The organism is Erwinia sp. V90_4, from assembly GCF_029967685.1.
Classification (GTDB): Bacteria; Pseudomonadota; Gammaproteobacteria; order Enterobacterales; family Enterobacteriaceae; genus Erwinia; species Erwinia aphidicola.
Genome location: NZ_JASCAQ010000054.1, coordinates 15825 through 42190 on the forward strand (window position 1 = coordinate 15825; position 26366 = coordinate 42190).

A 26366-nucleotide genomic window follows, 5' to 3' on the forward strand; every position below is an offset into this window, starting at 1 on the left:
CAAAAAAATCCTGCCAGGGCATAAATAAACCGTACAGTACGGTACATTTATGAGGTTTAATGATGATTAACCAGCACCGGGGATTCCGCACCACACTGATTCTGCTCTCACTGGCGTTAGCCGGCTGTGCAGGCACCCAGCCGTCGCGCTATGCGGGGCTAGCTTCCGCTGAACAACTGCAGGCTAACAGCGGCGATGATGCTTATCGCCAGCCCTGGCGCACCGCGCGTCAGGTCGACTGGAGCAAATATACCGAGGTGACGATCGATCCTGTCATCGTTTATCAGGGGGCCGACAACCAGTTTGGCGATATGGACACTGCCGACCGTCAGGAGCTGGCCAGCTACTTGCAGCAAAGGGTGCAGCAGGCACTGAAAGGGCGCTTTAGCTTTACGCAGCAGCCTTCGCCGCGGGCAATACGCATCCGGCTGACGCTGACCGGAGCCGAAACGACTACGCCGGTGCTGGGCACCTTCACCAAGTTTGATCTGGCGGGCGGGCCTTACAATATCGTCCAGGCCGTACGCGGCCGCGAAGGGCTGATGAACGGGTCCGCCAGCTACGCGGTGGAGATTTATCAGGCGGATAATCAGCAGCTGCTGGCGGCGTACGTCACTAAGCAGTATCCGAACGCGATGAACGTCGGGGCAAGTTTTGGTTCACTCTCTGCGGCAAAAACCGGCATTGATAAGGGGGCAGACCAGCTGCTGGCGATGTTGAAATAACCCCGCGCCCACACCAGGAAAAGACAAGGCGGCCACAGAGCCGCCAGTTTTCCAAATGCTCATTCCTGCACACCTTTCCCCGATTTCTTCTTTGTCCTTACGATACAGCTTTGATATTGCTGTGGTTTAACTCTGACACAGCAAAGGTTAGCCGCAATGGAAATTTACTGGTATCTCACCGCCCCTGATGGCCCTCAGCCGTGGAACGCCGCCGGCAGCTATAACATCGATTATGCCTGGTTCCAGCGGGTGGCGCGCGGTATTGACCGTCTGGGTTTTCACGGTGCGCTGCTGGCGACGGGGGCGCACGATCCGTGGATTATCGGTGCATCGCTGATCTCTGCCACCGAGCGCATGAAGTTTCTGATAGCCATCCAGCCAGGGCTGATCTCCCCGACGCTGCTGGCGAAAATGGCGGTCACCTTTAACCAGTTCTCGAAAGGGAGGGTGCTGCTGAACGTGGTGAGCGGTGATAAAAATACCCTTGGCGCCTACGGTATGCACCTGGAACACGACCAGCGTTATGCGCTGAGCGATGAGTTTCTTACCGTGCTGAAACCGCTGCTGGCCGGGCAGTCGGTGGATTTCCATGGCGACCATCTTGATATCGACAAGGCGAAGCTGGCGTTGGGCAACGGCGGCTATCCGCCTCCGGCACTGTGGTTTGGCGGCTCATCTGAAGCGGCGCAGGACGTCGCGGCTAAGCATATTGATACCTATCTCTCCTGGGGAGAAACCCCGCCGCAGGCCGCAGAGAAAATCGCGGCGGTGAAGCAGCGGGCGGCAGCCTACCAGCGCACGCTACGCTTTGGCATTCGCCTGTATGTCATCGTGCGCGACAGCGACGAGGCCGCATGGCAGGCGGTAGACGAGCTGTATCAGTCGATGGATGAGCAGGCGATCGCTGCCCGCCGGGCGCTGGCGGCGGGGTCGGACTCCGTCGGCCAGGCACGCATGAGCGCGCTGCACAATGACGCCCGCCCCGACGACCCGCGCGAGCTGGAGATCTATCCCGGGCTGTGGGCGGGCATCGGTCTGGTGCGTCCGGGGCCGGGCACGGCGATTGTCGGCAGCCCGCAAACGGTGGAACGCACGCTGAAAGCTTATCAGCAGGCTGGCGTCGAGGTGTTTATTCTCTCCGGCTTCCCGCTGCTGGAGGAGGCCGAGCGCTTCAGCGAGCTGGTGCTGCCGCGCCTGCAGCTGGACGACAATGCGGTCACGGCAGCGGCGGACGACGCGGGCAATACCTTTACCTGGAGCAATCTGTGGGACCGCCCGATTAGCCAGACGGAGGAGCGCTGATGAGCTTACGTATCGGCAGCCATCCCAATAACCTCTCGCTGTTTATTCTGCGCCAGCGCGGCGTGCTGGAAGCGGCGATAAGCGGCGTGCGCTGGGTGGACTATCTGCACGGCGGCGACAGCGCGGCGATGCTGACCGACCGGCGGCTGGACGTGGCGGGGACCGGCTCAACGCCGCCGATCTACGCCCAGGGTAACGGTCTGGATGTGGCCTATCTCGCCGCCTCTCCCGATCGTGCCGCCAACTGTGCGCTGCTGGCGATGAAGGAGGGCGCCAGGCAAAGCGTGCGCGACCTGCGCGGCGCGCGCATTGCCTGTATGAAAGGCTCGTTTACCGACCATTTTCTCGCCCGCCTGCTGCTCCGGCAGCAGCTGACGCTGGGTGACGTCACGCTGGTGGACCTCAACGGCAGCGATGCCGCGCGTGCGCTGCGCGAAGGGCGGGTGGATCTGTGGGCCGCTATCGATCCCTGGCTAACTGCCGCCCGGGATGCTAAAAAGGTGCGCTGTCTCGCTCAGGTCGGCGAGGTGATCCGCAATCGTTCGCTATTCTGGTGCCGCGCCAGCTGGCTCAGCCAGCATCCGCAGCAGGCAACGCAGCTGCTGGAAGTGCTCAGCGATAATGACCGCTGGATTGCTGAAAACAGCCTGCAGGCGGCCAGACTGCTGCATCAGCATCTGCCGGGTGCGCTGAGCGAAAGCCACTGGCTGGCAACCCTTCGCGCCCGCCCGTGGGGCATTCAGCGCGTTGCACCAGCCCTGCTGGCGGAGCAGCAGCAGCAGGCCGACGATCTGCTGGCCGCCGGATTTATCACCCAGCCGTTGACGATTGGCGTTGCGGCAGAATACGGAGTACAGGCATGAAGAACGGAGTGCTGCGCGTGCTGGTTGCCGCGGCGTTAGGTATCACGCTGGCGGCTCAGGCTGCCGACCCGGTCACGCTGCGGATTGGCTTTTTACGTGCGCCGACCGACCTGGCGCTGGCGCGGGAAAACGGCAGCCTGGAAAAGGCGCTGGCCGCGCATAACGTTAAATTGCAGTGGTCGGGGACGTTCTCCTCAGCCGCGCCCGCCTATGAAGCGATGAACGCCGGGTCGATCGATATCACCACCGGCAGCTCAACCGCGTTTGTCACCGCCATCGCTGCCGGGCTGCCGCTGGTGTTCTTCGGCTATCAGGCGATGTCGCCCGATGGCGAAGGTATTGTGGTCCGTAAAGAGTCGCCGCTGAAAACGCTGGCCGACCTGCGCGGGAAAAAGGTGGCGGTGAATAAGGGCGGCACCGGGGAGTATCTGCTGTCGCGCGCGCTGCAAAGCGCCGGGATGAAAGAGAGCGACGTGCAGAAAGAGTACCTGACGCCGACCGACAGCGGCAGCGCCTTTGTCGGCGGCCATGTTGATGCGTGGGCCGTATGGGACCCGTTCCTGTCGCTGGCGCGCCAGAGCTACGATGGCCGCCTGCTGACCAACGGCAAACAGCTTGGCTCGGAAAATGCGGTGGGCTATTTTGTCACCACCTCGTTTTATCAGCAGCACCCGGAAGTGGTGAAGATATTCTGGGAGGTGATGAAGCAGCAGAATGCCTGGGCGAAGCAGCACCCGCATGAGGCCGGGAAAATCTGGGCGCAGCAGATGGGGCGCCTCGGGGACGGGCTGGGCGACCAGCTGGGCGCAGTGAATACCGTGCCGCTCTCCCCGGTCGGCGCAGCGCAGCGCCAGCATATTCAGCACGTTGCCGAGTGGTATCTGCAGCAGGGACTGATCAAAGCCATTCCGGATATCAACGCGCATTCCGTCGAATTATAGCGAGCCAGTTGTAGGGGCGAGGCCTGCCTCGCCCCTACGCGCCGGTGCATAAGGTGTTTACAAAATCGGCAGTTACAGGTCATTATTCAGGCTTCTTTTGAACCGAACGGAGCCTGGCGCATGACACGTATGACGGCAAAAGATTTCCCCCCTGAACTACTCGAGTATTTCGATTTCTACGTCCATGGCAAAATCAGCAAGCGCGAATTTCTTGATATCGCGGCGAAATTTGTCGTTGGTGGTCTGTCGGCCGCCGCGCTCGGCACATTGCTGACGCCCAATTATGCTTATGCTCAGCAGGTGGAGTTCACCGATCCTGACATTCTCGCGGAATATATTCACTATCCGTCACCGCAGGGGCACGGCAGCGTAAAAGGCTACCTGGTGCGCCCGGCCAACGCCAGTGGCAAGGTGCCGGGCGTGGTGGTGGTGCATGAAAACCGTGGCCTGAATCCGTATATCGAAGATGTGGCGCGCCGCGTGGCCAAGGCCGGATTTATCGCGCTGGCCCCGGACGGGTTAAGTTCGGTCGGCGGCTATCCCGGTAATGACGAGAAGGGGCGCGAGCTGCAGCAGCAGATCGACCCGACTAAGTTGATGAACGACTTTTTCGCCGCGATTGAATTTCTGATGCAGCATCAACCCGGCACCGGCAAAGTGGGCATTACCGGCTTCTGCTACGGCGGCGGGGTGGCCAATGCTGCAGCTGTCGCCTATCCCGAGCTGGCGGCGGCCGTGCCGTTTTATGGCCGTCAGCCTAAAACGGAAGACGTGGCGAAGATTAAAGCGCCGCTGCTGCTGCACTATGCCGAGCTGGATACGCGCATCACCGAAGGCTGGCCGCCTTACGAAGCGGCGCTGAAAGAGCATCACAAGATTTACGAGGGCTACGTGTACAAAGGGGTCAACCACGGCTTCCATAACGACTCAACTCCGCGTTATGACAAAGCCGCCGCTGATCTGGCGTGGGAAAGAACCCTGGCGTGGTTTAATAAGTACCTGGTTTAAGGTTTGCGGGTCGCCAGCTTCGACCACCGTTCCTGTAGGGGCCGACCCTCTTTTTCGGTCGGCCCTGGGTGTTGGTGCGGGTCGACCAGAAGGGCGGTCGACCCCTACGCCAGCTTCGGCCACCGTTCCTGTGGGGGCCGACCCTCTTTTCCGGTCGGCCCTGGGTGTTGATGCGGGTCGACCCCTGCGCCAGCTTCGACCACCGTTCCTATAGGGGCCGACCCTCTTTTTCGGTCGGCCCTGGGTGTTGATGCGGGTCGTCCCCTGCGCCAGCTTCGGCCACCGTTCCCCGTAGGGGCCGACCCTCTTTTTCGGTCGGCCCGTCAGGGCAGAGGGGGATAACGCAACGCATCAATCATGCGGGCAAACGCCGAGGTGTGCTGTTTGCGGCTCGGGTAATAGAGGTAATAACCGGGAAACGGTTCGCTCCAGTCGGTGAGCACGCGCTCCAGCTCCCCACGGGCGATCTGTTCGCTGACCCTGTCTTCCGGTACGAACGCCAGCCCCATCCCCTCAACCGCTGCTTCAATACGCGGCTCCAGGTTATTAAATATCAGCTGGCCCTCCACGCGCACGCGTATCTCCCGATCGCCTTTTTTAAACTCCCAGGCATATAAACCGCCCATAGTCGGCAGGCGCATATTAATACAGCTGTGCTGCTGCAGATCCTGTGGAACCTGCGGCCGACCGTGGCGGGCGAAATAGTCCGGCGAGCCGACCACCGCCATGCTCCAGTCCGGGCCGATGCGCACCGCAATCATATCCTTCGCCACGGATTCCCCCAGCCTGACTCCAGCGTCAAAGCGCCCGCTCACGATATCGGTCAGCGTATTGTCGACAATAATCTCCACTTTGACGTCCGGGTACTGTTTGATAAACGGCTTCAGTGACGGCCAGATCGCCGATTTCACCGCATGTTCCCCGGCGGTGAGGCGAATATTGCCGGCCGGTTTATCACGCATTTCGGTAATGGCGATCAGCTCGGATTCAATTTCCGTCAGGCGCGGGCCGATAGCGTTGATCAGCTGTTCGCCCGCTTCGGTCGGGGCCACACTGCGCGTGGTACGGGTTAACAAGCGCAGCGCCAGCCGCTCCTCCAGCGCACGGATTGAGTGGCTGAGTGCCGACTGTGAAACGCCAAGCTTGGCCGCAGCCTTGGTAAAGCTGCGTTCCCGCGCTACCACCATCAGAGAGATGAGATCGTTGAAATTGTCTTTTAACACGCTGGCCTCACAGGTAATCACTTTTCTGGTTTGGTAGGGGCAGGCATGCCTGGCTCTGTGGCATACCTGATGCATCACTTATGCGTAGAATTCAATAGTACGGCCATAAGGCGGCGTCAACTGTGGTATTTATCCACTCAAACGGCGTGATTAATGAATGAATCTCATAACGATATGCATTATCGGCGGGCTAATCAAGGGTAACTTTCGTTGATACTCTTTATCCTTGAGCTGGATTAACTCTGCAAATCTTATCTTCCCTACCGCTGAACGGCGGGATTTCGGAGACGCCTATGGACCGACAGCACGAGATCGTTAATACCCTGGTTGAATGGATTGAGGGCAATATCGACCGGCCATTGAAGATCGACGAAGTGGCTGAAAGAGCAGGGTATTCCAAATGGCATTTGCAACGGATGTTTCATCGCATCATGGATAAAAGTATGGGCGACTATATTCGCGACCGCAAAATGGAACTGGCCGCGAATGATCTGCTGGATGGTAACGATACGGTGATCGCTATTTCACTGAAATATGGTTACGACTCACAGCAGTCATTCACCCGCAGTTTCGCCCGCAAATACCGGGTCCCGCCTGCGACTTTTCGCCGCATGAATAATTTAAACCGATAAGACACACCTTCCCAATCGTCTCTGGAGAGAAACAATAATGAAACCACGTTGGGCACTGACCCCGATGGCGGCGCTGTGCGCGCTGCTGTTGAGCGGCTGCGACAATTCACCCCCCGCCTCGGCGGTCACTAGCACGCCTGAAGTCAACGTCATCACGCTGAAGACGGAAGCCCTCAACGTCACGCGTGACCTGCCTGGGCGCACGTTGGCATTTCGCATCGCGCAAGTTCGCCCGCAGGTATCGGGAATCATCCAGCGCCGCCTGTTTACTGAGGGCGCAGAGGTTAAAGCAGGGGAGGCGCTGTACCGCATCGATCCAGCTCCTTATCTTGCGGCATTAGGCAGTGCCAAAGGTGCCCTGGCGCAGGCCGCAGCGCAGGCCAGCATTGCCGCGACTACGCTGCGCCGCTATCAGCCCCTGCTAGGCACGCGTTATATCAGCGAGCAGGATTATGACCAGGCGCGCGCCAGCGCTCAGCAAACGCAGGCGGCGCTGCAGGCAGCGCAGGCCAGAGTGCAAAGCGCGCGGATAAATCTGGCGTACAGCACGGTAAAGGCACCGATTGATGGGCGTATTGGTCGCTCATCGTTCACCGAAGGCGCGCTGGTTTCCGACGGGCAAAGCGATGCACTGGCGACTATTCAGCAACTCGACCCGATCTATGTCGACGTTACCCAGTCAGGTGGCGACTTTATGCGGCTAAAAGAAGAGCTGGCGTCTGGCAGGCTGCAGCAGGTCAACGGCAAGGCTCGCGTTACGCTGCTGCTGGCAAACGGAGAAACCTATGCACAACCCGGTACGCTGGAGTTTTCGGACGTCACCGTCGACCAGACCACCGGCTCCATCACGCTGCGCGCTATCATCCCCAATCCACAGCATCAGCTGTTGCCGGGGATGTTTGTCCGGGCGCGGCTGGAGGAGGGCGTCAATCCGACTGCCCTGCTGGTGCCTCAGCAGGCCATCAGCCGTAACCCGCGTGGGGATGCCACCACGCTGGTGGTCGGTGCCGATAACAAGGTCTCGTTGCGCAATGTGATAGCCGACCAGGCCGTCGGAGACCGCTGGCTGATCCGCTCTGGTTTGCAGGCGGGTGAAAAAGTGATCGTTTCCGGTCTGCAGCGCGCACAGCCGGGTATTAGGGTCAAACCCAGCGAAACGACTGGCGATAGCAAAGCGCCCGCCAGCCCTTCTCCCGTTACATCTTAATTCCAGGAAAGCTCACTGATGTCCAGATTTTTTATTGACCGGCCGATCTTCGCCTGGGTGATTGCCATTGTGGTGATGCTGGCGGGCGCGATTGCCGTCATCAACCTGCCGGTTGCGCAGTATCCTGACGTTGCCCCTACCGCCATCCAGATCCGCGTCAATTACCCGGGGGCTGATGCCACAACCTTGCAGAACAGTGTTACTCAGGTGATTGAGCAAAATATGAACGGCCTGGACGGCCTGATGTATATGTCCTCAACCAGCGACTCATCCGGCACTCTGCAACTGACGCTGTCGTTTAAAAGTGGTACCGATGCCGATATTGCCCAGGTTCAGGTGCAGAACAAGCTGCAGCTCGCCACGCCGCTGCTACCGCAGGAGGTCCAGCAGCAGGGAATCACGGTGCGTAAATCCTCAAGCACCTTCTTCCTGGTGGCTGGCTTCGTTGACGATAACGGCCGGATGTCGCAGGAGGATATCTCCGATTACGTGGGTTCAAACATCAAAGATCCGCTAAGCCGTCTTGATGGGGTGGGCGACACCACGCTGTTTGGTTCGCAGTACGCGATGCGCATCTGGCTCGACCCAAACAAGCTGAACAACGTGCAGCTGACGCCGGTTGACGTGATCGGCATGATTGAGACCCAGAATGCCCAGGTGGCCGCCGGGCAACTGGGCGGAGCGCCGCCAATGCCGGGGCAGCAGTTAAACGCCTCGATTATTGCGCAGACGCGCCTGACCTCGCCGGAAGAGTTCGGCAACATTTTGCTGAAAGTGAACAGCGACGGTTCGCAGGTCAGACTGCACGACGTGGCGCGCATTGAGCGCGGCGGCGAAAACTATCAGTTTGTGGTGAAGATCAACGGTAAACCGGCGTCAGCGCTGGGTATCCAGCTGGCTACCGGAGCCAACGCGCTTGATACTGCCAATATTATCCGCGCCAAACTGGCCGAGATGAAACCCTATTTCCCAGCTGGGATGCGCGTGGTCTATCCGTATGACACCACGCCGTTTATCACTATCTCGATAAGCGAAGTGGTGAAAACGCTGTTTGAAGCGATCGTGCTGGTCTTCCTGGTGATGTACCTGTTCCTGCAGAGCCTGCGCGCCACACTGATTCCGACCATCGCTGTGCCGGTGGTATTGCTGGGCACCTTCGGCATCCTCAGCGCCTGTGGTTATTCAATAAACACCCTGACGATGTTCGGCATGGTGCTGGCGATTGGCCTGCTGGTCGATGACGCCATCGTTGTGGTAGAGAACGTCGAGCGCGTCATGGCGGAAGAGGGTCTTTCACCAAAAGCCGCCACGCGTAAATCAATGGGGCAGATCCAAGGGGCGCTGGTGGGGATCGCCATGGTGCTTTCGGCGGTGTTTGTGCCGATGGCGTTCTTTGGTGGATCGACCGGGGTTATCTACCGCCAGTTCTCTATCACTATTGTCTCGGCGATGGTGTTGTCAGTGCTGGTGGCGTTGATCCTCACTCCGGCGCTGTGCGCTACGCTGCTGAAGCCGCTGCCGAAAGGCGGGCACGTGGCGCATCGTGGCTTCTTCGCCTGGTTTAATCGCCTGTTTGCGCGCAGTACCGACCATTACAGCGATTCGGTGTCACGCCTGCTGAACCGTTCCGGGCGATATCTGCTGATCTACGCGCTGCTGGTGGCGGGCATGGCGTTGCTGTTTCTGCGCCTGCCGACCTCGTTCCTGCCGAATGAGGATCAGGGCGTGTTCGCCACCCAGGCGATCCTGCCGCCGGGCGCGACGCAACAGCGCACTCAGCAGGTGCTGGACCGCATTAATGACTACTACCTGAACGATGAAAAGAAAAACGTGGCTAACGTGCTGACCGTCAACGGCTTCGGCTTTGCCGGGCGCGGGCAGAATGTCGGGATTGCTTTTGTTGGCCTGAAGGACTGGAGCGAGCGTGAGGGGGCGGAGAACAAGGTTGATGCGCTGGTCGCGAGAGCCACTAAGGCGTTTTCGGGCATTATCGACGCGCAGGTGGTGGCCTTTAACCTGCCGCCAATTATCGCGCTGGGTAACGCCACCGGTTTTGATTTTGAGCTGATCGATCAGGGCAACCTCGGCCATGAAAAGCTGACCGCTGCGCGCGATCAGCTGCTGGATCTGGTGCGCCAGCATCCGGATATGCTGACGGCAGTGAGGCCTAATGGCATCGACGACAGCCCGCAGTACAAAGTGATCATCGATCAGGAGAAAGCGACCGCGCTCGGCGTTCCGCTGGCGGATATCAACACCACGCTCAGCACCGCCTGGGGCGGCAGCTACGTGAATGACTTTATCGACAGCGGCCGCGTGAAGAAAGTCTACGTGATGAGCGATGCGCCGTATCGCATGATGCCGGGCGACCTGGATAAATGGTTCGTGCGCGCCAGCAACGGAAAAATGGTGCCGTTCTCCAGCTTTTCCAGCGCCAGCTGGGTCTATGGTTCACCACGGCTGGAACGTTACAACGGCCTGTCTGCGGTCGAGATCCTCGGCCAGCCTGCGCCGGGAAAAAGCTCGGGGGAAGCAATGGCAATGATGGAACAGCTGGCCTCGCAGCTACCCACCGGCATCGGCTTTGACTGGACCGGCATGTCATACCAGGAGCGGATGACCGGGCAGCAGGCGCCAATGCTGTACGCCATCTCGCTGGTGGTGGTATTCCTGTGCCTGGCGGCGCTGTATGAGAGCTGGTCGATCCCGTTCTCGGTGATGCTGGTAGTGCCGCTCGGTGTGCTCGGGGCGCTGCTCGCCACCACGCTGCGCGGGCTGAGCAACGATGTCTACTTTGTGGTCGGGCTGCTGACCACTATCGGGCTGTCGGCGAAAAACGCCATTCTGATTGTCGAGTTCGCTAAAGACCAGATCGAACAGGAAGGGAAAGGGCTGATTGAAGCGACGCTGGATGCGGTACGCATGCGTCTGCGCCCAATCCTGATGACCTCGCTGGCGTTTATTCTCGGCGTGCTGCCGCTAGCAATCAGTACCGGTGCGGGGTCCGGCGCGCAGAATGCGGTGGGTACTGGGGTGATTGGTGGAATGGTGGCGGCAACACTGTTGGCTATCTACTTTGTGCCGGTGTTCTTTGTGGTGGTGCGCAGGCGTTTCCCGGCGAAGAAGGTTGAAGAAGAGGAGTGATACGTAGTCGGGCCGACCTTCTTTTTAGGTTGGCCCGCCAGAGTGAAATATTAGCCCTGATACTGCTCGTCGCTGACATGTTCCAGCCAGTCTACCACTTTGCCATCTTCAGCTTCGGCGATGGCGATATGGGTCATCGCGCTGTCGGCGCTGGCGCCGTGCCAGTGTTTTACCCCGGGACGGATCCACACGTTGTCGCCAGCAGAGATCGCCTGTGCTTCTTTACCCCACTCCTGCACCCAACCCTGGCCCGCCGTCACCAGCAGCGTCTGCCCCAGTGGATGGGTGTGCCATGCGGTGCGTGCGCCCGGGGTAAAGGCCACGGTTGCGCCGCTCAGACGCGCCGGTTCAGTGGTGGCAGGCGCATCAATTTTCACCGCGCCGGTGAAATAGTCAGCCGGGCCGTCAACCATCGGTTTGCTGCCTTTTTTAGTAATTTCGATCATCAAATGAATTCCTGAGATGTTGAACACCCGTTAATCATAGGCGATTGCGCGCTGCGGATTGAGTACGCCTGAGGCATAGAAGTGGTGAGTTTAACTCATTAATACGGTGCATTCCTGCCAGCTGCCGCCTCAATCTGGAGTGATTGATGAGTGGAGTTGATAAGCGCATGCGCCTGAGCACTATAGTGTGCTGGCGCGGGCGTGACTACCATCAGGACTCGTTCATATCAGGAGAACCACATGCAAAAGCGACAACTCGGTAACAGCGGACTGGAGGTTTCAGCACTCGGCTTAGGCTGTATGGGCCTGAGTTTTGGCTATGGCCCGGCGACCGATAAGCAGCAGGCTATAAAGCTGATCCGTTCGGCGGTGGAGCAGGGCGTCACCTTCTTTGATACTGCCGAAGTGTACGGCCCGTTCACCAATGAAACGCTGCTCGGCGAGGCGCTGGCCCCGATGCGTGACCAGGTAACGATCGCCACCAAGTTCGGCTTTGATCTGCCCCAGCCGGATAACAGCCAGGTACTCAACAGCCAGCCGCAGCATATCCGCCAGGCGGTGGAAGGATCGCTAAAGCGTCTCAATATTGAATGCATCGACCTGCTGTATCAGCACCGCACCGACCCTAACGTGCCGATTGAAGAGGTGGCCGGTACGGTTAAGCAGCTGATCGCCGAAGGGAAAGTAAAACATTTTGGCCTGTCCGAAGCCGGGGCACAGACCATCCGCCGTGCGCACGCGGTGCAGCCGGTGACTGCGCTGCAAAGTGAATACTCAATGTGGTGGCGCCAGCCGGAGAAAGAGATCCTGCCGCTGCTGGCCGAGCTGGGTATCGGCTTTGTGCCGTTCAGTCCGCTGGGTAAAGGCTTCCTCACCGGGGCGATCAACGACAGCACCACCTTTGCCAGCGATGACTTCCGTAATAAGGTGCCGCGTTTTGCTGCCGAAGCACGTAAAGCCAATCAGAAACTGGTCGACAGGCTGGGGCAGATTGCCACTGAGAAGGGCGTTACTCCGGCACAGATTGCGCTGGCGTGGCTGCTGGCGCAGCAGCCGTGGATTGTACCCATCCCCGGCACGACTAAACTGCAGCGGCTGGAGGAGAACCTCAATGCGGCAAAAGTGACGCTCGATCCCGCCGATCTGGCGGCGATCAACAGCGCGCTGGCTGAGATCGAAGTCACCGGAGATCGTTACCCCGCCGATCTGATGAAGCGCGTTGGCAACTAAACCCGTCCGCGGAACTCGCTGCGGTAGCGGGCCGGGGAGGTATTAAACTGCGCTTTAAAATGGCGGCGCAGAGCAATGGCGGATGGAAATCCGCTGTGCTGCGCCACCAGCTCAATCGGCTGGTCGGTTTTTTCCAGAAAACGCTGCGCTACCGCCAGCCGCTGATTCAGCAGCCAGACATTAAAGCTGGTGCCGCTGGTCTGCTGAAAACGGCGGGTAAAGCTGCGGCGGCTCATGCAGGCGTGGTCGGCCAGCATATCCAGCGTTAATGGCTGCTGCAGGTTCTCGGTTGCCCAGCTGAGTGACGATAAAAAGTTATCCCCGCCTTTGGTGTTATACACCGGCTGCTCAACGTACTGCGCCTGCCCACCCTGACGGTGGGGGGGGACTACCAGCAGGCGCGCCACGCTGTTAGCGCTATCCGCCCCACAATGTTTACGCACCAGGTGCAGGCAGCAGTCGATGCTGGCTGCGGTGCCCGCCGAAGTGACAATATCCTCTTCATCGATATAGAGTACGTCCCGGTCAATATCGACCTGCGGATAGCGGCTGAGAAAGTCATCCATCCAGCGCCAGTGCGTGGTGGCGCGACGGCCATTCAGCAGGCCCGCTGCCGCCAGCACAAAGGCCCCGAGGCACAGCCCGACGACGGTAGCTCCACGCTGATGTGCCTTGCGCAGCGCCGCCAGCAGGACTTCAGGGGGGAGCTCGTCCGGATTACTCCAGCTGGGCACCACCACAATATCCGCTGAATCCAGCGCGTCTAATCCCCGCTCCGCAACAATGGAAAACCCAGCATTGGTGCGCAGCACGCCCGGCGTGGTGGCGCACACGGTTAGCTGAAAAACAGGGGTGCTATCCGGCTGTAGCGCCTTCTCAAATACCGCGCAGGGCACGGAGAGATGGAAAGGAATGATGTCGTCAAACACCACAATCCCTATGTTAATCGCCATGAACCTTCTCCTGTAATCAACCTGGCCCAAAACGATCGTTTTTGGGTATCCGCGCCTCTCTTCAACATGCCGTTTCAGGAGGATACTTGCCGCCATCACTTGATGAGTGAAAAGCAAACTAACCTGAAAATGAGAGAAAGGAAATAACATGAAAACATTATTCACCTCCGCTGCCCTGGTATTAGCCATGATGGCTTCCGGCGCTGCTGTTGCCGCTGACACCGTAAACGCCAGCAAGGCTCCGACTATCCGTACCATGAGCGGCGCGACATCCATCAATCAGCTGACTGCCAAACAGACCGCGCTGGTGGTTATCGACATTCAGAACGAATACTTTGACGGTAAAATGCCGATCCCCGACGGCATGAAAGCTCTGAAGCAGTCACGCAAACTGGTCGATTTTGCGCATAAAAAAGGGATGCCGGTGATCTTCGTGCGTCATGAAGGCCCGGCGGACGGCCCGCTGTTTGCCAAAGGCAGCCACTTTGCAGAGTTCCATAAAGACCTGCAGCCGGGCAAAGGTGACATTGTGATCACCAAAGCCACTCCCAGCTCATTTGTTGGCACCGACCTTGATGCGCAGCTGAAAAAACTGGGCATCAAAGATCTGATTGTCACCGGACTGATGACCCATATGTGTGTCTCTTCCACCGCCCGTGACGCTGTGCCATTAGGCTATCAGGTAATTATTCCGGAAGATGCAACTGCCACTCGTAGCCTGGCGACCTGGGATAATAGCGTCGTCGACAGCAAGGATCTGCAGCGTGCCGCGCTGGCAGGCGTTGCGGACGTATTCGCCGAGATCAAAACCACCCAGCAGGTTCTCGATATGCGGGTAATTAACTAATCCCATTTGTGAGCCTGTCTATAATCAGACAGGCCACTAATTGAACACGCTTACAGGAAAATAACATGACCACATTATCTGCTACTGCAAGCCAGGCACCCAGCATCCGCACCATGAGCGGCGCCACGGCTATTAACCAACTGACGGCCAACGAGACTGCGCTGATCGTTATCGATATCCAGAATGAATATTTTGACGGCAAAATGCCGATCGCCGACGGCATGAAAGTCTTAAAGCAGTCGCGCAAGCTGGTTGATTTCGCCCATGCCCACGCGATGCCGGTATTTTTCGTTCGCCACGAAGGCCCGGCGGACGGCCCACTGTTTGCTAAAGACCACTTTTTGTCTGAGTTTCACCCGGAGTTGCTGCCGGTTGAGGGCGATATCACGATTACCAAACCGACCCCAAGTTCGTTCGTCGGCACCGATCTGGATGCGCAGCTGAAAGCGAAAGGAATTAAAACGCTGATCGTATGCGGCCTGATGACCCACATGTGCGTCTCATCTACCGCGCGTGACGCCGTGCCGCTGGGCTATGAGGTCATTATCCCGCAAGATGCTACCGCCACGCGCAGCCTGGCGACCTGGGATAACAACGTTGTCGACAGCAAGGATCTGCAGCGTGCTGCCCTGGCCGCCGTCGCAGACGTGTTCGCCGAGATCAAAACCACCCAGCAGGTGCTTGATCTGCCCGTCAGCCGTTAACGGTGGGCGCAGGCCTGCAGACAGCGCTGAAGTGTACTGCTACAGCCGCTGCGACTGTCACGGTCGCAGCGGCTGTTTTCGATATAGCACTGTTGCTGGCAGCCGCTGCTGTCGGCAGTCGCGACCCGCAGCGGCAGAAGCGCGCTGAGCAGTACCAGGATTAGCAGTGGCATGATGATTCCCCGATGAGATACCCTTGATATGATCGTAATGCAAAAAATCCATCAGGGTGGAAATCAATGAACAATATTGTCCCGGTTGAACTGGAAAAGGCCTACCGCCTGATTAATCACGGCCCGACCATCCTTGTTTCAGCGCGCGCAGGCGGCACGGAAGATGTGATGGCAGCGGCCTGGGCCTGCGGGCTGGATTTCTCGCCGTCAAAGCTGACGGTAGTGATCGACAAAATCGCCAAAACCCGGCAGCTGGTAGAGGAGAGCGGGCTGTTTGTGATTCAGGTTCCCACCGTTGCACAGATCAATCTTACCCATGCGGTTGGCACGCGCAGCCTGTTTAACGAACCCGATAAGCTGGCCAACTGTGGCGTGGAGCTGTTCAGCTTCGACGGCTACGACCTGCCGTTTGTACGCGGCTGTTCCGCGTGGCTGGCCTGCCGGCTGATCCCCGAACCTCATATCCAGAACACTTATGATCTGTTTATCGCTGAAGTGGTGGGCGCATGGGCCGACAGCCGGGTATTCAGCGAAGGTCACTGGCATTTTGACCAGGCCGACCCCGCACTGCGCAGCCTGCACTACGTGGCAGGCGGGCAGTTCTATGCCACGGGCGAGTCGTTGAACGTGCTGGAAGGTTGAATCAGCGCGGGGAATTGCGGGTCAGGCAGGCCTGACCCCTACGGCAACCTCCTGCTGCTGCGCCTGCATCCGCAATCCCGTAGTGGCGAGGCATGCCTCGCCATAACACTAGCAGGAAAATGGCCCGACCGCCGCGCGGGCGAGGATTGCCTCGCCCGTTAACCCTCTGTTGGCGCACCGCACGCATTGCTCCTAATACTTCCCCCCTCGTTGCCGATAACCCCCAGCGTAAAACCTAACGACACACGGAAGCGCATCTCTTTTTTTCACCAGCAGGTGCCAGATTTCAACCCAGACGGCACCGGGCGCTTAGTCAATAAGTAGGCAATAAATGAGTCACACTTCTTTCTGGAACACTGCCGCGCGGCTGAAAACGCGCGGCAGCGTACCTCGTGCCGGTGTTTTTAACGCCAGCCACCCTCCTGCAGGCATGAACGAGCTAGGACTGAGCCGCAACAGCGCCGGTCTGCTGCTAAGTTTTGTGCCGCCGCATGCCGATTTCAGCCGTGTCAGTCCGCCGTGGCAGAAGCTGAACGCGGCGCGGCGCAGCGTGCTGACGCTCTCCTCCAATGGCGCACTGTGCAGCGGGCGGGGGCAGAGCACCTACTGTGACGGTGACGGGCAGCAGGGAAGCTGGCTTTGGCTGCCGGAGAGTCTGATTGCCGCACACGAAGTGCATGAGGTTGATCTGCACGTACAGGATACTTCGGGTGCCTCGCAGCGTGTCAGCGCTATTCAGCGCGAGCTTGAGCATCTGGCGCTAAAAATGCCACTCTCGGCAGAACGGACCTTTGCGCTGATCTTCTGTGATGGCCTGTCAGCATCCGAAGGATTCCTGATGCAGGCGTGGTATGCCTCCGGTCGCTTCCCGTGTCTGGCGATTGGCGGGTCCGCAGGCGGCACGCTGGATTTTGACGGCACCTGGATCGCCAACGGCGGGCGTATTTTGCAGGGCAAGGCGGTGATCGTCTTCTGCCAGATGGCCGCCGGTAAATCCTTTGCGCCTTTTAAAAGCCAGAACTTTGTCCCGACAGCGCACAGCTGGCTGGTCGCGGAAGCGGACCCGGTGGCACGCACCGTCACCTCGCTGTTTGATGCCCAGGGGCGCCAGCACAACGTTATCGAGGCGCTGTGCGCGCAGTTAAATTGCACGCCGGCTAACCTGCAACAAAGCCTGCAGGGGCTGACCTTTGCGGTAAAAGTCGAAGAGGAGTTCTTCATTCGTTCCATCGCCAAAATTTTGCCGGACCGCATTCAGTTCTTCTGCGATCTGGAGTTTGGCGATCGCCTGCATCTGCTGCAGGAGACCGACTTTGCTGCGGCCACGCGCGAAGACTGGCAGAAGTTTACCGCGCAGTATGGCGAGCCAGCGGCGCTGCTGCTGAATGACTGCGTACTGCGCCGGGCCGGTAACCTGGCGCGCCTGCCGCAGTCCCACTTCTTCACCGGCATCCCGGCGGCGGGCTTTTCCAGCTTTGGCGAAATCCTTGGTGTGCCGATCAATCAGACGCTGTCGGCGCTGGCATTTTTCCATCGTCCATCGGATGCGATGCGTAACTTCCCGGTACAGTATGCCGGTTATGCCAGCCACTATGCGCAGCGCGCCTTGCGCCGCTGGGAGGCGCTGAACGCGCTGCAAAGCAAAATTGTGAATCAGGTGGTGGACTATCAGCAGCAGCTCGACCCGCTGATGAAATCGCTGCCGGCGCTGGAAAACGCCACGCGCAGCCAGAGCGAAGCGCTGACCGCGGCAGAAAGCAATATCCGTTCGATCAGCGATGCCGCGCTGCACAGCCAGCAGGCGCAGCATCAGCTCAGCAGCGGCCTTGACCAGTTGGAAACCCTCTCCGCCGGGATTACCACTATCAATAGCGGCATCAGTAATATTGCGTTTCAAACCAATATTCTGGCGCTGAATGCCGCGGTGGAAGCGGCACGCGCCGGGGAGGCAGGGCGAGGTTTTGCCGTGGTCGCCAGCGAAGTGCGCCGCCTGGCGCACTCCTCGAAAGAGCAGGCAGATGCCACCTCACGCAGCATTACCGACTCGGTGAGTACCATTCTGCATATCCGTAAAGTGGCGGAGACTACCGTCGAGCGTGCGAAACAGATGGCCGAGCAGAGCATCGATGCCGCCAACGCCATCGCGGCAATGAGCAGCCAGACGGCCAGCGAGCGTAAGAGCATTAGTGATAACCTCGATAAGCTTAACGAAATGACTTCCGGGATTGATGCAATGCAGGAAGCGGTTGCACAGCTCAAAGTATTGCAAAAGCTGGTGCAAAGCCGGTAAACGCACGGGCAGGGCGGCGGCCGCTGGCTGCGGCCCTGAACTTTACTGACAGTGCCAGGTTAAACCGGACTGTCCCCTCCACATTTCCTGTTACCGATAACCCTGCAGCAGTTGATCGCCCTCACACTTATCCATTTACACAGTGTGGAAAGGCGATCGCCCTCACTCTTTTTTGTTAAAAAAATGAAGAAATTTGGTTACTAATTATTATCAGGAAATAGCGCTCGTCATGTAAAACAATAGGTTAATCATGAGCGCGCTAATTGTTTCATCAGTTTTTTTATCACTACGTGACCAATTTATCACCTTTCATACCGCTTAAAGAGGGGAGTTACCTTGCTGACCATATTGGGTTTTTCGATGGTTGTCTGTTTCATGTACCTGATCATGACCAAGCGCATGTCGGCACTGATTGCACTGATCCTGATCCCGACCCTGTTTGCGCTGGCAGGCGGTTTTTACCATGGCCTGGGCGCCATGATGCTCGATGGGGTGAAGACGCTGGCACCCACCGGCGTGATGCTGACCTTTTCCATTCTCTACTTTGGCCTGATGATTGATGCCGGGCTGTTCGACCCGCTGGTGCGCTTTATTCTCAGGCTGGTGCGCGGGGATCCGCTGAAGGTGCTGGTCGGCACGGCTATCCTGACGCTGCTGGTCTCACTGGACGGCGACAGCTCGACAACCTATATGATCGCCATCGCGGCGTTTTTACCGCTGTACCGCAAGCTGGGAATGAACGTGCTGGCGATGACCTGCCTGGTCAACCTCGCCAGCGGTATTATGAACCTCTCACCGTGGGGCGGCCCTACCGCCCGTGCCGCGGCGGCGCTGCGCATTGATGCGCTGGACATCTTCATCCCGATGCTACCTGCGATGTTTATCGCCTGCGTGACGCTGGTCGGCATGGCGGTGCTGTTTGGCCTGCAGGAGCGTAAACGCCTCGGGGTAATGAAAATCAGCGACCATCATCTGGAAAATATTGAGCTGGGGCTGGGGGATGCCGAAGAGTGCGCCGCCAACCGCCGCCCGAAAATGTTCTGGCCCAACCTGATCCTTACCACGGTGCTGCTGGTACTGCTGGTGGTGGGCCTGCTGCCGATTCAGATCCTGTTTATGCTGGCCTTCGCCGTGGCGGTGATGCTCAACTACCCGACGCTGGAGCAGCAGAAAGCGCGCATCAGCGCCCATGCGGGTAACGTGCTGGCGGTAACCTCGCTGATTTTCGCCGCCGGGATATTTACCGGCATCCTCTCCGGCACCGGAATGGTCGATGCGATGGCGAAGAGCCTGCTGGCGGTGATCCCGCACAGCTTCGGCCCTTATCTGGCGGTGTTTACCGCGCTGGTCAGCCTGCCGTTTACCTTCTTTATGTCGAACGATGCTTTCTATTTCGGCATCCTGCCGGTGATCGCGCAGACGGCAGCCAGCTATGGCATCTCCGCTGAGGAAATTGCACGCGCATCGATTGTCGGCCAGCCGTTCCATCTGCTCAGCCCGCTGGTGCCGTCAGTCTACCTGCTGGTAGGGCTGGCGAAGGTGGATATTGGTGACCACCAGCGCTTTGCGATTAAGTGGGGGATCCTGGTCAGCCTGATGCTGATGGTCGGCGGACTGATCACCGGTGCGTTCCCGTTCTTCCATCAGGCGGGGTGATCTTTAACAAAAGTTACAAATATTCATAACACTAACTAAACTTTGCAGTGTCGCGGGCGGCGGATGGTTTTGCCGCCCGCATTATTTCTCTGGAGGGTTTGTTATGTCCGAAACTGGCACCTTACGGCAGTCAACGCTGGCACTGGCGCTGTATCAGCTGCTGAATCCCATTCCACTCGGCTGTTTCGTTGCGGCCTGGATCTTCGACATCATCTACGTTTACAGCTTTGAACAGTTCTGGACCCAGGGCGCCAGCTGGCTGATCGTCTTTGGCCTGCTGATTGCCGTGGTTCCGCGACTGATTAATTTATTTCAAGTCTGGGTCGGGCGGGCACCGCTGCGTGCGGGGGCTTACCGCACTGACTTCTGGCTTAACCTGCTGGCGGTGGTGCTGGCGATCTTCAATGCCTTTATTCACAGCCGTGACGGCTACGCGGTGGTGCCGCTTGGGGCGGTCCTCTCGACCCTGACCGTCCTGCTGCTGCTGATTGGCAATGTTCAGCTTGCTCTGCGCCTGCGCGCGCGACACTGAGGAGAAAAAGATGAAAAATCAACACGTTTTCCCTCTGCTGGCGCTGTCGGCAGCGCTGATGCTCGCCGGATGCGATGGCGCTTCAACCATGGACCCGAATCAGCAGGTGGGCGCCGATCCGGTGCTGCCGGAGGCGCAGAACTTCCTGATGCCGCCGATGCGCGTGCCGCAGGGCGTCGGCTGGAAGGGCGATGAGAAGCCGCAGGTGGCACAGGGGCTGCAAATTGCCAAAATTGCCAGCGGTCTGCAGCATCCGCGCCAGCTGTACGTGCTGCCGAATAACGACATTCTGGTGGTGGAGGCTAACGGCCCGGCGAAACCCACCAGCCGACCGAAGCAGCTGATTATGGGCATTGTGCAGCAGTCTTCCGGTAAGGGGGGAGCAGGCGGCAACCGTATTACCCTGCTGCGTAACAGCAGCGGCGACGGTAAAACCTGGGAGAAGCATGTTTTCCTTGAGGGGCTGCACTCGCCGTTTGGCGTGCAGCTGGTCGGTAATACGCTGTATGTGGCGAACGCCGACAGCCTGATGAAGTATCCGTATCAGAGCGGGCAGACGCGCATTGAGGCGCCGGGAACCGAGCTGACCGAGCTGCCGGGCGGCCCGATCAATCACCACTGGACCAAATCGCTGCTCGCCAGCCCGGACGGCAGCAAGCTTTATGTCGGCGTGGGTTCTAACAGTAATATCACCGAAAACGGCATCGGGGCCGAGTATCGGCGGGCGGCAGTGCTGGAAGTGGATGCGGCCAGCGGCGCCAGCCGTATTTATGCCAGCGGGCTGCGCAATCCGACCGGATTACAGTGGGAGCCACAAACCGGAAAATTGTGGGCGGTGGTCAACGAGCGCGATGAAATTGGCGCAGACCTGGTGCCAGATTATCTGACCTCGGTGAATGAAGGGGCGTTCTACGGCTGGCCATACAGCTATTTTGGTCAGCATGTTGACAAGCGTGCACAGCCGCCGCGCCCGGATCTGGTAGCGAAAGCCGTGAAGCCGGATTATGCGCTCAGCTCGCACGTTGCGCCGCTTGGCCTGTGGTTCTATACCGGCAACAGTCTGCCCGCGCAGTATCACGGCGGGGCGTTTATCAGCGAACACGGAAGCTGGGACCGCGACCCGCTCAACGGCTATCGCGTGGCGTACGTCGCCTTTGAGAACGGCAAGCCGGTTGGCCTGCCGCAGCCGGTGGTGACGGGGTTCCTCAGCGACGATCATAAGCAGGTGCACGGCCTGCCGGTTGGGCTGGCGATGGACCAGCAGGGGGCGCTGCTGATCGCCGACGATGCCGGAGACACCGTCTGGCGCGTCACCGCCGCGCAGTAAAGCGTGCAGTCAGGGCGAGTGCGCTGGTGATTATTCTCATCGCCGCACCGCGCTGATTGCGCTATTTTATTGTCAACATTACAAAACCTGACAATAAGATTCGGAATCGCTATGAGTTCACCTGCACCAGCAGCGGATGGTTCGCTGCTGCATCAACGCGCCTTTGTCGCTTTCTGGCTGGCGCGCACCTTCTCTTCCTTCGGTTTTCAGATGTTCTCCGTGGCGGTCAGCTGGCAGATCTACGCTATCACCCACAGTGCAATGGCGCTGGGGATGATTGGCCTGATGCAGTTTCTGCCGTCGGTGCTGCTGGCGCTGCCGGCCGGGCATATGGCCGACCAGTACGATCGCCGTCGTATTGTGCTGTGCGGGCAGGTGATGGAGTGGGGCGCGCTGCTGGCGCTGGTGCTGCTGACCTTTTATCACTGGTCGAATCAGCACGCGCTGTGGGGGCTGGTGTTTCTTATCTCGGTGGCGAAGGCGATTGAAGGCCCGGCAATGCAGTCGATGCTGCCCTCGCTGGTGCCGCCTGCGATGCTGGCGCGCGCCACGGCAGCGGGGGCGGTGAGCGGGCAAAGCGCGGTGATCCTCGGCCCGACTCTCGGCGGGCTGCTGTATGTTGCCGGACCAGAGGTGGTGTATACGGTGGCCGCGGCGTTTTACCTGCTGTCGATTATTATGGTCAGCCGCATCCGCTTTATCCGCGCCGCGCAGCCGCGTCTGCCCGCCAATATCAAAACGCTGTTTGCCGGGGTGAAGTTCATCCGCGAGCGCCGCGACGTGCTGGGCGTGATCTCGCTCGACCTGTTTGCCGTGCTGCTGGGCGGCGCCACTGCGCTGCTGCCAATTTTTGCCAAAGATATTCTGCATACCGGGCCGTGGGGGCTGGGGATGCTGCGCGGCGCACCGTCGGTTGGCGCGCTGCTGGTGGGCGTCTGGCTCAGCCGTAACAAGCTGGAGAAGAATGTCGGCATGATTATGTTTGGTTCCGTAGCCGGATTCAGCGTTGCTACGCTGGTGTTTGCGCTCTCCAGCCAGCTGTGGCTCTCGCTGCTGGCGCTGGCCGCGCTCGGCGGTTTTGATATGGTCAGCATGGTGATCCGCGGGGCGCTGGTGCAGCTCGACACCCCGGATGATATGCGCGGACGCGTCAATGCGGTCAACAGTATCTTTATTAATACCTCAAACCAGCTCGGGGAGTTTGAATCCGGTCTGCTGGCGGCAATGATGGGCGCGGTGCCTGCTGCGGTGCTCGGTGGCGTCGGCACCCTGGTGGTGGTCGCGGTGTGGATGACGCTGTTCCCGCATTTGAGGCGGCGGCAGAAGCTGGAGAATTCGTAAGCCTTCGGGTCGGGCATGCCCGACCCCTACCGTAGTGGGCGACCCTCTTTCCGGTCAGCCTTGTGGTGGATTTATACCGCGGGTCGACCTTTACATCAGATCGGCGTAGTGGCCGACCCTCTTTTCCGGTCGGCCTTTTGGTTTATTCTATACCGCGGGTCGACCCAAAAAGCGGTCGCCCCCTACATCAGATCGGCCTTAATGGTCGACCGCTTTTATAGTGCAATCCCGCCTTATTTTTGTGCATCTCCTGTTCTGATCCACGCGCAGGGGTTTCCGATTTGTATCACGCATCCTATCCCGGCGCCTCTTCAGCAACGATTTCCCTGATCTACTCATATCTGGCCCGCTTTATGCAGTGATAGCCCCAGTGCTAGCAATCAGGGTAGGGTGAAATATGTTTGACGATTTACTGGATGGCGATGCGACCAATCTGGCGGCGCATATTCGCCACGGCGAAGTCTCGGCGCTGGAGATTACCCGCGCCGCGCTTGACCGCATGGAGAGCCGCGACGGGCAGATTCACGCGTTTTGTACCCCCGCGCCGCAGCGGGCACTGGCGCAGGCCGCGGCGGTAGATGCCCGGCGGGCGCGCGGTGAGACGCTGCCGCCGCTGGCCGGGGTGCCGCTGGCGGTAAAAGACCTGATCTCTACCGCCGGGGTAAAAACCACTTCCGGCTCGGCTATCTATCGCGATTTCGTGCCGGATGAAGATGATATCTGCGTTGAGCGCCTGATGGCCGCCGGTGCGGTGATGCTGGGGAAAACCACCGCGCCGGAGTTCGGCTACAGCGGCGTGGGGGACAACCTGCTGTTTCCCACGCCGCGCAATCCGTGGGATCTCAGCAAGACGCCCGGCGGCTCCAGCGCCGGGTCCGGGGCGGCGCTGGCTGCAAGACTGTGCCCGCTGGCGCTCGGCAGCGACGGCGGCGGGTCGGTACGTATCCCGGCGGCGCACTGCGGGATTTACGGTTTTAAACCGTCGATGGGGCGCGTGCCGCTGTGGCCCGGCTGCCGCGACGATCGCTATCCCGGGGTCTCAAGCTGGGAGTCGCTGGAGCATATTGGCCCGATGACGCGCAGCGTGCGCGATGCGGCGCTGATGATGTCGGTGATGGCGGGACCGGATATGCGCGATCGCCACTCGATTCCCTGCAGCGACGTGGAGTGGCTCGGTTCGTTACGCCAGCCAGTGCGCGGGCTACGCGTAGCCTTCAGCGCCGATTTTGGTTTTGTGGCGCTCGACCCGCAGGTAAGAGCGCTGGTCAGCCGCGCCGCCCAGCGCTTTGCCGATGACCTCGGCTGCACGGTGGAGCTCGTCGACCCGCCATTTGGCGACCAGGTTGAGTCATTTCGCGCCATAGTCGCGCTGGAAACCGACCTGAGCGGCATGCGCGCGCAGCTGCCTGAATTCGGCGGGCAGATGGCCGCGCATCTGGTTGCCATGCTGCAACGACCGTGGCAGGCCGCCGAATTTACCGATGCCCTGACGGCGCGCAAGAGGCTGGTGAATACGCTGTGGCGCTTTATGCAGGGCTACGACCTGCTGATTACCCCCACGCTGGCCGCACCGCCATTCCCGCTGGGAATGCAGGGGCCGGAAGAGATTAACGGCCGCCGGGTGAGCAGCGATCACTGGCTGTCATTCTGCTTCCCGTTCAACTTCAGCGGCCAGCCTGCTGCCTCGGTGCCGTGCGGATTTACTGCCGAAGGGCTGCCGGTCGGGCTGCAGATCGTTGGCCGCCATCTCGACGATGCCCGCGTGCTGGCCGCCAGTGCCGCGTTTGAACGTCTCCAGCCGTGGAAACACCACCAACCTGCGCGGTTCGCGCCTGAACGCTGAGGAACACCCGTGAAAAAATCATCAGACAGTCTGCATCAGGAATTTGAGCACCAGCCGGTTCCGCTCAGCCATCGTCACTCTACGCGCTCCGTCTCGGCGGTGTGGTTTGGCTTCCCGATGATCCTCACCAACGCGCTGTTCGGCGGCATCATTACCTGGCACCTCGGTTTCTGGCCGGCAATTATCGCTATCCTGCTCGGCAACCTGGTGCTGTTTGCCTATGTCGGTGCGCTGAGCTGGTTTGCCGGCAATAGCGGAATGAACTTTGCGCTGCAGGCAAAACGGACTTTCGGTACCCAGGGCTATATTCTGGTGTCCGGGTTTCTCTCCATCGTGGTGATCGGCTGGTACGCCTTCCAGACCGGGCTAACCGGGCTGGTGATCAACCAGACCTTTGGCTGGAATGCGCTGGCAGTAACGGCGTTTGCCATGGTGCTTTATACCGCCATCACCTTCCTCGGCGTGCGCGCGCTGTCAGTGCTGGGCATCATCGCTGCGCCGCTGTATGTGGTGCTCGGGCTGGTGGCGCTGTGGCTGGTGTCAGAAAATCATGACTTCAGCACTGTCACTGAGTTTAAAGGCAGCGCCAGCGTAGCGGGCGGCATGACGCTGGGTACCGCCGTGACGATGGTTGTGGCCGGTTTTGCCGACTCCGGCACCATGACGGCAGACTTTACCCGCTGGTCGAAAAACGGCAGATCCGCCGTATTTGCCGCGTTCTCCGCGTTTCCACTGGCCAATGGCATCTCCTACCTGTTCGGCGTGGTGATTGTGGCGCTGGGCGCAGCGGTGGATCCGCTCAACAACGGCGGCAACTTCCTGCCGCTGCTGATGGGGCACGGCGTGCTGCTCAGTACCGTGGCCTGCCTGTTTGTCTTTATCAACCTTGGCTCGGTGTGTACCCACTGCCTGTACAACGGCGCGGTGGCCTTTAGCCATATCTTCAGCAGCAAAATGCGCATCTGGACCCTGATCCTCGGTGCGGCGGGCGGTGCGCTGGCGCTGGCCGGAGTGTGGCACTACTTCCTGGAGTGGCTCAGTCTGCTCGGCGTGGTGGTGCCGCCATTTGGTGCGGTGATGATTGTTGACCTGATCTTTATGTCGCGCCTCAGCGGCCAGCGTAAAACTCAGCGTATTCGCGGCAGCGCCTTTGCCGGCTGGGCGTTCGGCAGCCTGTGTGCGGTGGCTGCGCATATCTGGTTTCCGCAGTTTGGCGAAGCGACGATCGGGCTGGTGGCGGGTGCGGTCGGCTATCTGGTGTTGATGAAGATCGGAATGGCGCGCACGGCGGATAAAAAGGTCGTCATCCAGGCATAGCGGCAGGGGCCGAGTTTTTT

Annotated in this window: 23 protein-coding genes; 19 read left to right on the forward strand and 4 right to left on the reverse strand. The window is 59.5% G+C overall.

All coding sequences use genetic code 11. From position 1 onward, the window contains the following. Positions 1-62: 62 nt before the first annotated feature. From QLG07_RS15120 to yghX, 5 genes are all read left to right on the forward strand, one after another. Complete coding sequence (locus tag QLG07_RS15120; RefSeq protein ID WP_282469627.1) at positions 63-725, forward strand: DUF3313 domain-containing protein; 663 nt, start codon at positions 63-65, stop codon at positions 723-725. A gap of 156 nt (positions 726-881) precedes the next feature. Continuing rightward, the gene (locus tag QLG07_RS15125) at positions 882-2027 is read left to right on the forward strand and encodes an LLM class flavin-dependent oxidoreductase (protein ID WP_282469561.1); all 1146 of its coding nucleotides are present in this window, start codon (positions 882-884) and stop codon (positions 2025-2027) included. Next, positions 2027-2890 carry an ABC transporter substrate-binding protein gene (locus tag QLG07_RS15130; protein ID WP_282469562.1) on the forward strand — a complete coding sequence of 288 codons (864 nt, stop codon included), beginning with the start codon at positions 2027-2029 and terminating at the stop codon, positions 2888-2890. Before QLG07_RS15125 ends, QLG07_RS15130 begins: the two co-directional genes overlap by 1 nt. Continuing rightward, on the forward strand, positions 2887-3831 hold the full coding sequence (locus tag QLG07_RS15135; RefSeq protein ID WP_282469563.1) for an aliphatic sulfonate ABC transporter substrate-binding protein: 945 nt from the start codon (positions 2887-2889) through the stop codon (positions 3829-3831). The genes QLG07_RS15130 and QLG07_RS15135 overlap by 4 nt, the downstream gene beginning before the upstream one ends. Positions 3832-3951: 120 nt before the next feature. Further along, positions 3952-4839: a YghX family hydrolase gene (gene yghX / locus QLG07_RS15140; protein ID WP_048918002.1), complete on the forward strand. Its 888-nt coding sequence runs from the start codon at positions 3952-3954 to the stop codon at positions 4837-4839. A gap of 323 nt (positions 4840-5162) precedes the next feature. On the opposite strand, the gene QLG07_RS15145 is transcribed toward yghX, so the two are convergent. Beyond that, positions 5163-6062 carry a LysR family transcriptional regulator gene (locus QLG07_RS15145; RefSeq protein ID WP_187499009.1) on the reverse strand — a complete coding sequence of 300 codons (900 nt, stop codon included), beginning with the start codon at positions 6060-6062 and terminating at the stop codon, positions 5163-5165. A gap of 293 nt (positions 6063-6355) precedes the next feature. Between QLG07_RS15145 and QLG07_RS15150 the strand changes: the two genes are divergently transcribed. Genes QLG07_RS15150 through QLG07_RS15160 form a run of 3 tightly spaced genes read left to right on the forward strand, consistent with a single transcriptional unit; the run spans position 6356 to position 11045 of the window. After that, on the forward strand, positions 6356-6694 hold the full coding sequence (locus QLG07_RS15150; protein ID WP_187499008.1) for a helix-turn-helix domain-containing protein: 339 nt from the start codon (positions 6356-6358) through the stop codon (positions 6692-6694). Positions 6695-6731: 37 nt separating this feature from the next. Continuing rightward, the gene (locus QLG07_RS15155; RefSeq protein WP_282469564.1) at positions 6732-7901 is read left to right on the forward strand and encodes an efflux RND transporter periplasmic adaptor subunit; all 1170 of its coding nucleotides are present in this window, start codon (positions 6732-6734) and stop codon (positions 7899-7901) included. 18 nt (positions 7902-7919) lie between these two features. Further along, positions 7920-11045 (forward strand): efflux RND transporter permease subunit, encoded by a 3126-nt coding sequence (locus tag QLG07_RS15160; protein ID WP_282469565.1) that lies wholly within the window; start codon positions 7920-7922, stop codon positions 11043-11045. 50 nt (positions 11046-11095) lie between these two features. On the opposite strand, the gene QLG07_RS15165 is transcribed toward QLG07_RS15160, so the two are convergent. Then, the gene (locus tag QLG07_RS15165) at positions 11096-11488 is read right to left on the reverse strand and encodes a cupin domain-containing protein (RefSeq protein WP_282469628.1); all 393 of its coding nucleotides are present in this window, start codon (positions 11486-11488) and stop codon (positions 11096-11098) included. A gap of 243 nt (positions 11489-11731) precedes the next feature. Here QLG07_RS15165 and QLG07_RS15170 point away from each other — a divergent pair, with 243 nt between their 5' ends. Beyond that, positions 11732-12721, forward strand: a complete 990-nt coding sequence (locus QLG07_RS15170; RefSeq protein ID WP_187499502.1) for an aldo/keto reductase — start codon at positions 11732-11734, stop codon at positions 12719-12721. On the opposite strand, the gene QLG07_RS15175 is transcribed toward QLG07_RS15170, so the two are convergent. Beyond that, positions 12718-13674, reverse strand: coding sequence for a helix-turn-helix domain-containing protein (locus QLG07_RS15175; protein WP_282469566.1), 957 nt, complete (start codon positions 13672-13674; stop codon positions 12718-12720). The two genes, QLG07_RS15170 and QLG07_RS15175, sit on opposite strands and share 4 nt — an antisense overlap. A 148-nt stretch (positions 13675-13822) precedes the next feature. On the opposite strand from QLG07_RS15175, the gene QLG07_RS15180 reads away from it, so the two are divergent. Together QLG07_RS15180 and QLG07_RS15185 are read left to right on the forward strand one after the other, a co-directional pair. Next, positions 13823-14521: a cysteine hydrolase family protein gene (locus QLG07_RS15180; RefSeq protein WP_048917999.1), complete on the forward strand. Its 699-nt coding sequence runs from the start codon at positions 13823-13825 to the stop codon at positions 14519-14521. A 65-nt stretch (positions 14522-14586) separates the two neighbouring features. Beyond that, entirely contained in the window at positions 14587-15225 is a 639-nt protein-coding gene (locus tag QLG07_RS15185) for a cysteine hydrolase family protein (protein ID WP_191149444.1), read from the forward strand. Here the strand turns inward: QLG07_RS15185 and QLG07_RS15190 are convergent. Beyond that, the gene (locus QLG07_RS15190; RefSeq protein WP_166643178.1) at positions 15222-15398 is read right to left on the reverse strand and encodes a hypothetical protein; all 177 of its coding nucleotides are present in this window, start codon (positions 15396-15398) and stop codon (positions 15222-15224) included. The two genes, QLG07_RS15185 and QLG07_RS15190, sit on opposite strands and share 4 nt — an antisense overlap. A 66-nt stretch (positions 15399-15464) precedes the next feature. Between QLG07_RS15190 and QLG07_RS15195 the strand changes: the two genes are divergently transcribed. From QLG07_RS15195 to QLG07_RS15230, 8 genes are all read left to right on the forward strand, one after another. Continuing rightward, positions 15465-16040 (forward strand): flavin reductase family protein, encoded by a 576-nt coding sequence (locus tag QLG07_RS15195; RefSeq protein ID WP_048917997.1) that lies wholly within the window; start codon positions 15465-15467, stop codon positions 16038-16040. Between the two features lie 430 nt (positions 16041-16470). Continuing rightward, complete coding sequence (locus QLG07_RS15200) at positions 16471-18330, forward strand: methyl-accepting chemotaxis protein (protein WP_282469629.1); 1860 nt, start codon at positions 16471-16473, stop codon at positions 18328-18330. 336 nt (positions 18331-18666) lie between these two features. Further along, entirely contained in the window at positions 18667-19986 is a 1320-nt protein-coding gene (locus QLG07_RS15205; protein ID WP_099753837.1) for a CitMHS family transporter, read from the forward strand. Positions 19987-20089: 103 nt separating this feature from the next. Then, on the forward strand, positions 20090-20518 hold the full coding sequence (locus tag QLG07_RS15210; RefSeq protein WP_282469567.1) for a DUF2231 domain-containing protein: 429 nt from the start codon (positions 20090-20092) through the stop codon (positions 20516-20518). Positions 20519-20528: 10 nt separating this feature from the next. Continuing rightward, entirely contained in the window at positions 20529-21845 is a 1317-nt protein-coding gene (locus QLG07_RS15215; RefSeq protein WP_048917988.1) for a sorbosone dehydrogenase family protein, read from the forward strand. Positions 21846-21956: 111 nt separating this feature from the next. After that, complete coding sequence (locus QLG07_RS15220) at positions 21957-23186, forward strand: MFS transporter (RefSeq protein WP_282469568.1); 1230 nt, start codon at positions 21957-21959, stop codon at positions 23184-23186. Positions 23187-23583: 397 nt separating this feature from the next. Next, on the forward strand, positions 23584-25029 hold the full coding sequence (locus QLG07_RS15225) for an amidase family protein (RefSeq protein ID WP_282469569.1): 1446 nt from the start codon (positions 23584-23586) through the stop codon (positions 25027-25029). Positions 25030-25038: 9 nt separating this feature from the next. After that, a complete protein-coding gene (locus tag QLG07_RS15230; protein WP_062818537.1) occupies positions 25039-26346 on the forward strand; it encodes a cytosine permease in 1308 nt (435 codons plus the stop codon). The last annotated feature ends 20 nt before the right edge of the window (positions 26347-26366 follow it).

Bases quoted from the DNA above. Each gene is read 5' to 3' on its own strand.
- QLG07_RS15125 (WP_282469561.1), top strand. From the start codon at position 882: ATGGAAATTTACTGGTATCTCACCGCCCCTGATGGCCCTCAGCCGTGG.
- QLG07_RS15175 (WP_282469566.1), bottom strand. From the start codon at position 13,674: ATGGCGATTAACATAGGGATTGTGGTGTTTGACGACATCATTCCTTTC.
- QLG07_RS15215 (WP_048917988.1), top strand. From the start codon at position 20,529: ATGAAAAATCAACACGTTTTCCCTCTGCTGGCGCTGTCGGCAGCGCTG.
- QLG07_RS15130 (WP_282469562.1), top strand. From the start codon at position 2,027: ATGAGCTTACGTATCGGCAGCCATCCCAATAACCTCTCGCTGTTTATT.
- QLG07_RS15180 (WP_048917999.1), top strand. From the start codon at position 13,823: ATGAAAACATTATTCACCTCCGCTGCCCTGGTATTAGCCATGATGGCT.
- QLG07_RS15155 (WP_282469564.1), top strand. From the start codon at position 6,732: ATGAAACCACGTTGGGCACTGACCCCGATGGCGGCGCTGTGCGCGCTG.
- QLG07_RS15190 (WP_166643178.1), bottom strand. From the start codon at position 15,398: ATGCCACTGCTAATCCTGGTACTGCTCAGCGCGCTTCTGCCGCTGCGG.
- QLG07_RS15120 (WP_282469627.1), top strand. From the start codon at position 63: ATGATTAACCAGCACCGGGGATTCCGCACCACACTGATTCTGCTCTCA.
- QLG07_RS15170 (WP_187499502.1), top strand. From the start codon at position 11,732: ATGCAAAAGCGACAACTCGGTAACAGCGGACTGGAGGTTTCAGCACTC.
- QLG07_RS15160 (WP_282469565.1), top strand. From the start codon at position 7,920: ATGTCCAGATTTTTTATTGACCGGCCGATCTTCGCCTGGGTGATTGCC.
- yghX (WP_048918002.1), top strand. From the start codon at position 3,952: ATGACACGTATGACGGCAAAAGATTTCCCCCCTGAACTACTCGAGTAT.
- QLG07_RS15225 (WP_282469569.1), top strand. From the start codon at position 23,584: ATGTTTGACGATTTACTGGATGGCGATGCGACCAATCTGGCGGCGCAT.
- QLG07_RS15135 (WP_282469563.1), top strand. From the start codon at position 2,887: ATGAAGAACGGAGTGCTGCGCGTGCTGGTTGCCGCGGCGTTAGGTATC.
- QLG07_RS15195 (WP_048917997.1), top strand. From the start codon at position 15,465: ATGAACAATATTGTCCCGGTTGAACTGGAAAAGGCCTACCGCCTGATT.
- QLG07_RS15220 (WP_282469568.1), top strand. From the start codon at position 21,957: ATGAGTTCACCTGCACCAGCAGCGGATGGTTCGCTGCTGCATCAACGC.
- QLG07_RS15150 (WP_187499008.1), top strand. From the start codon at position 6,356: ATGGACCGACAGCACGAGATCGTTAATACCCTGGTTGAATGGATTGAG.
- QLG07_RS15210 (WP_282469567.1), top strand. From the start codon at position 20,090: ATGTCCGAAACTGGCACCTTACGGCAGTCAACGCTGGCACTGGCGCTG.
- QLG07_RS15200 (WP_282469629.1), top strand. From the start codon at position 16,471: ATGAACGAGCTAGGACTGAGCCGCAACAGCGCCGGTCTGCTGCTAAGT.
- QLG07_RS15185 (WP_191149444.1), top strand. From the start codon at position 14,587: ATGACCACATTATCTGCTACTGCAAGCCAGGCACCCAGCATCCGCACC.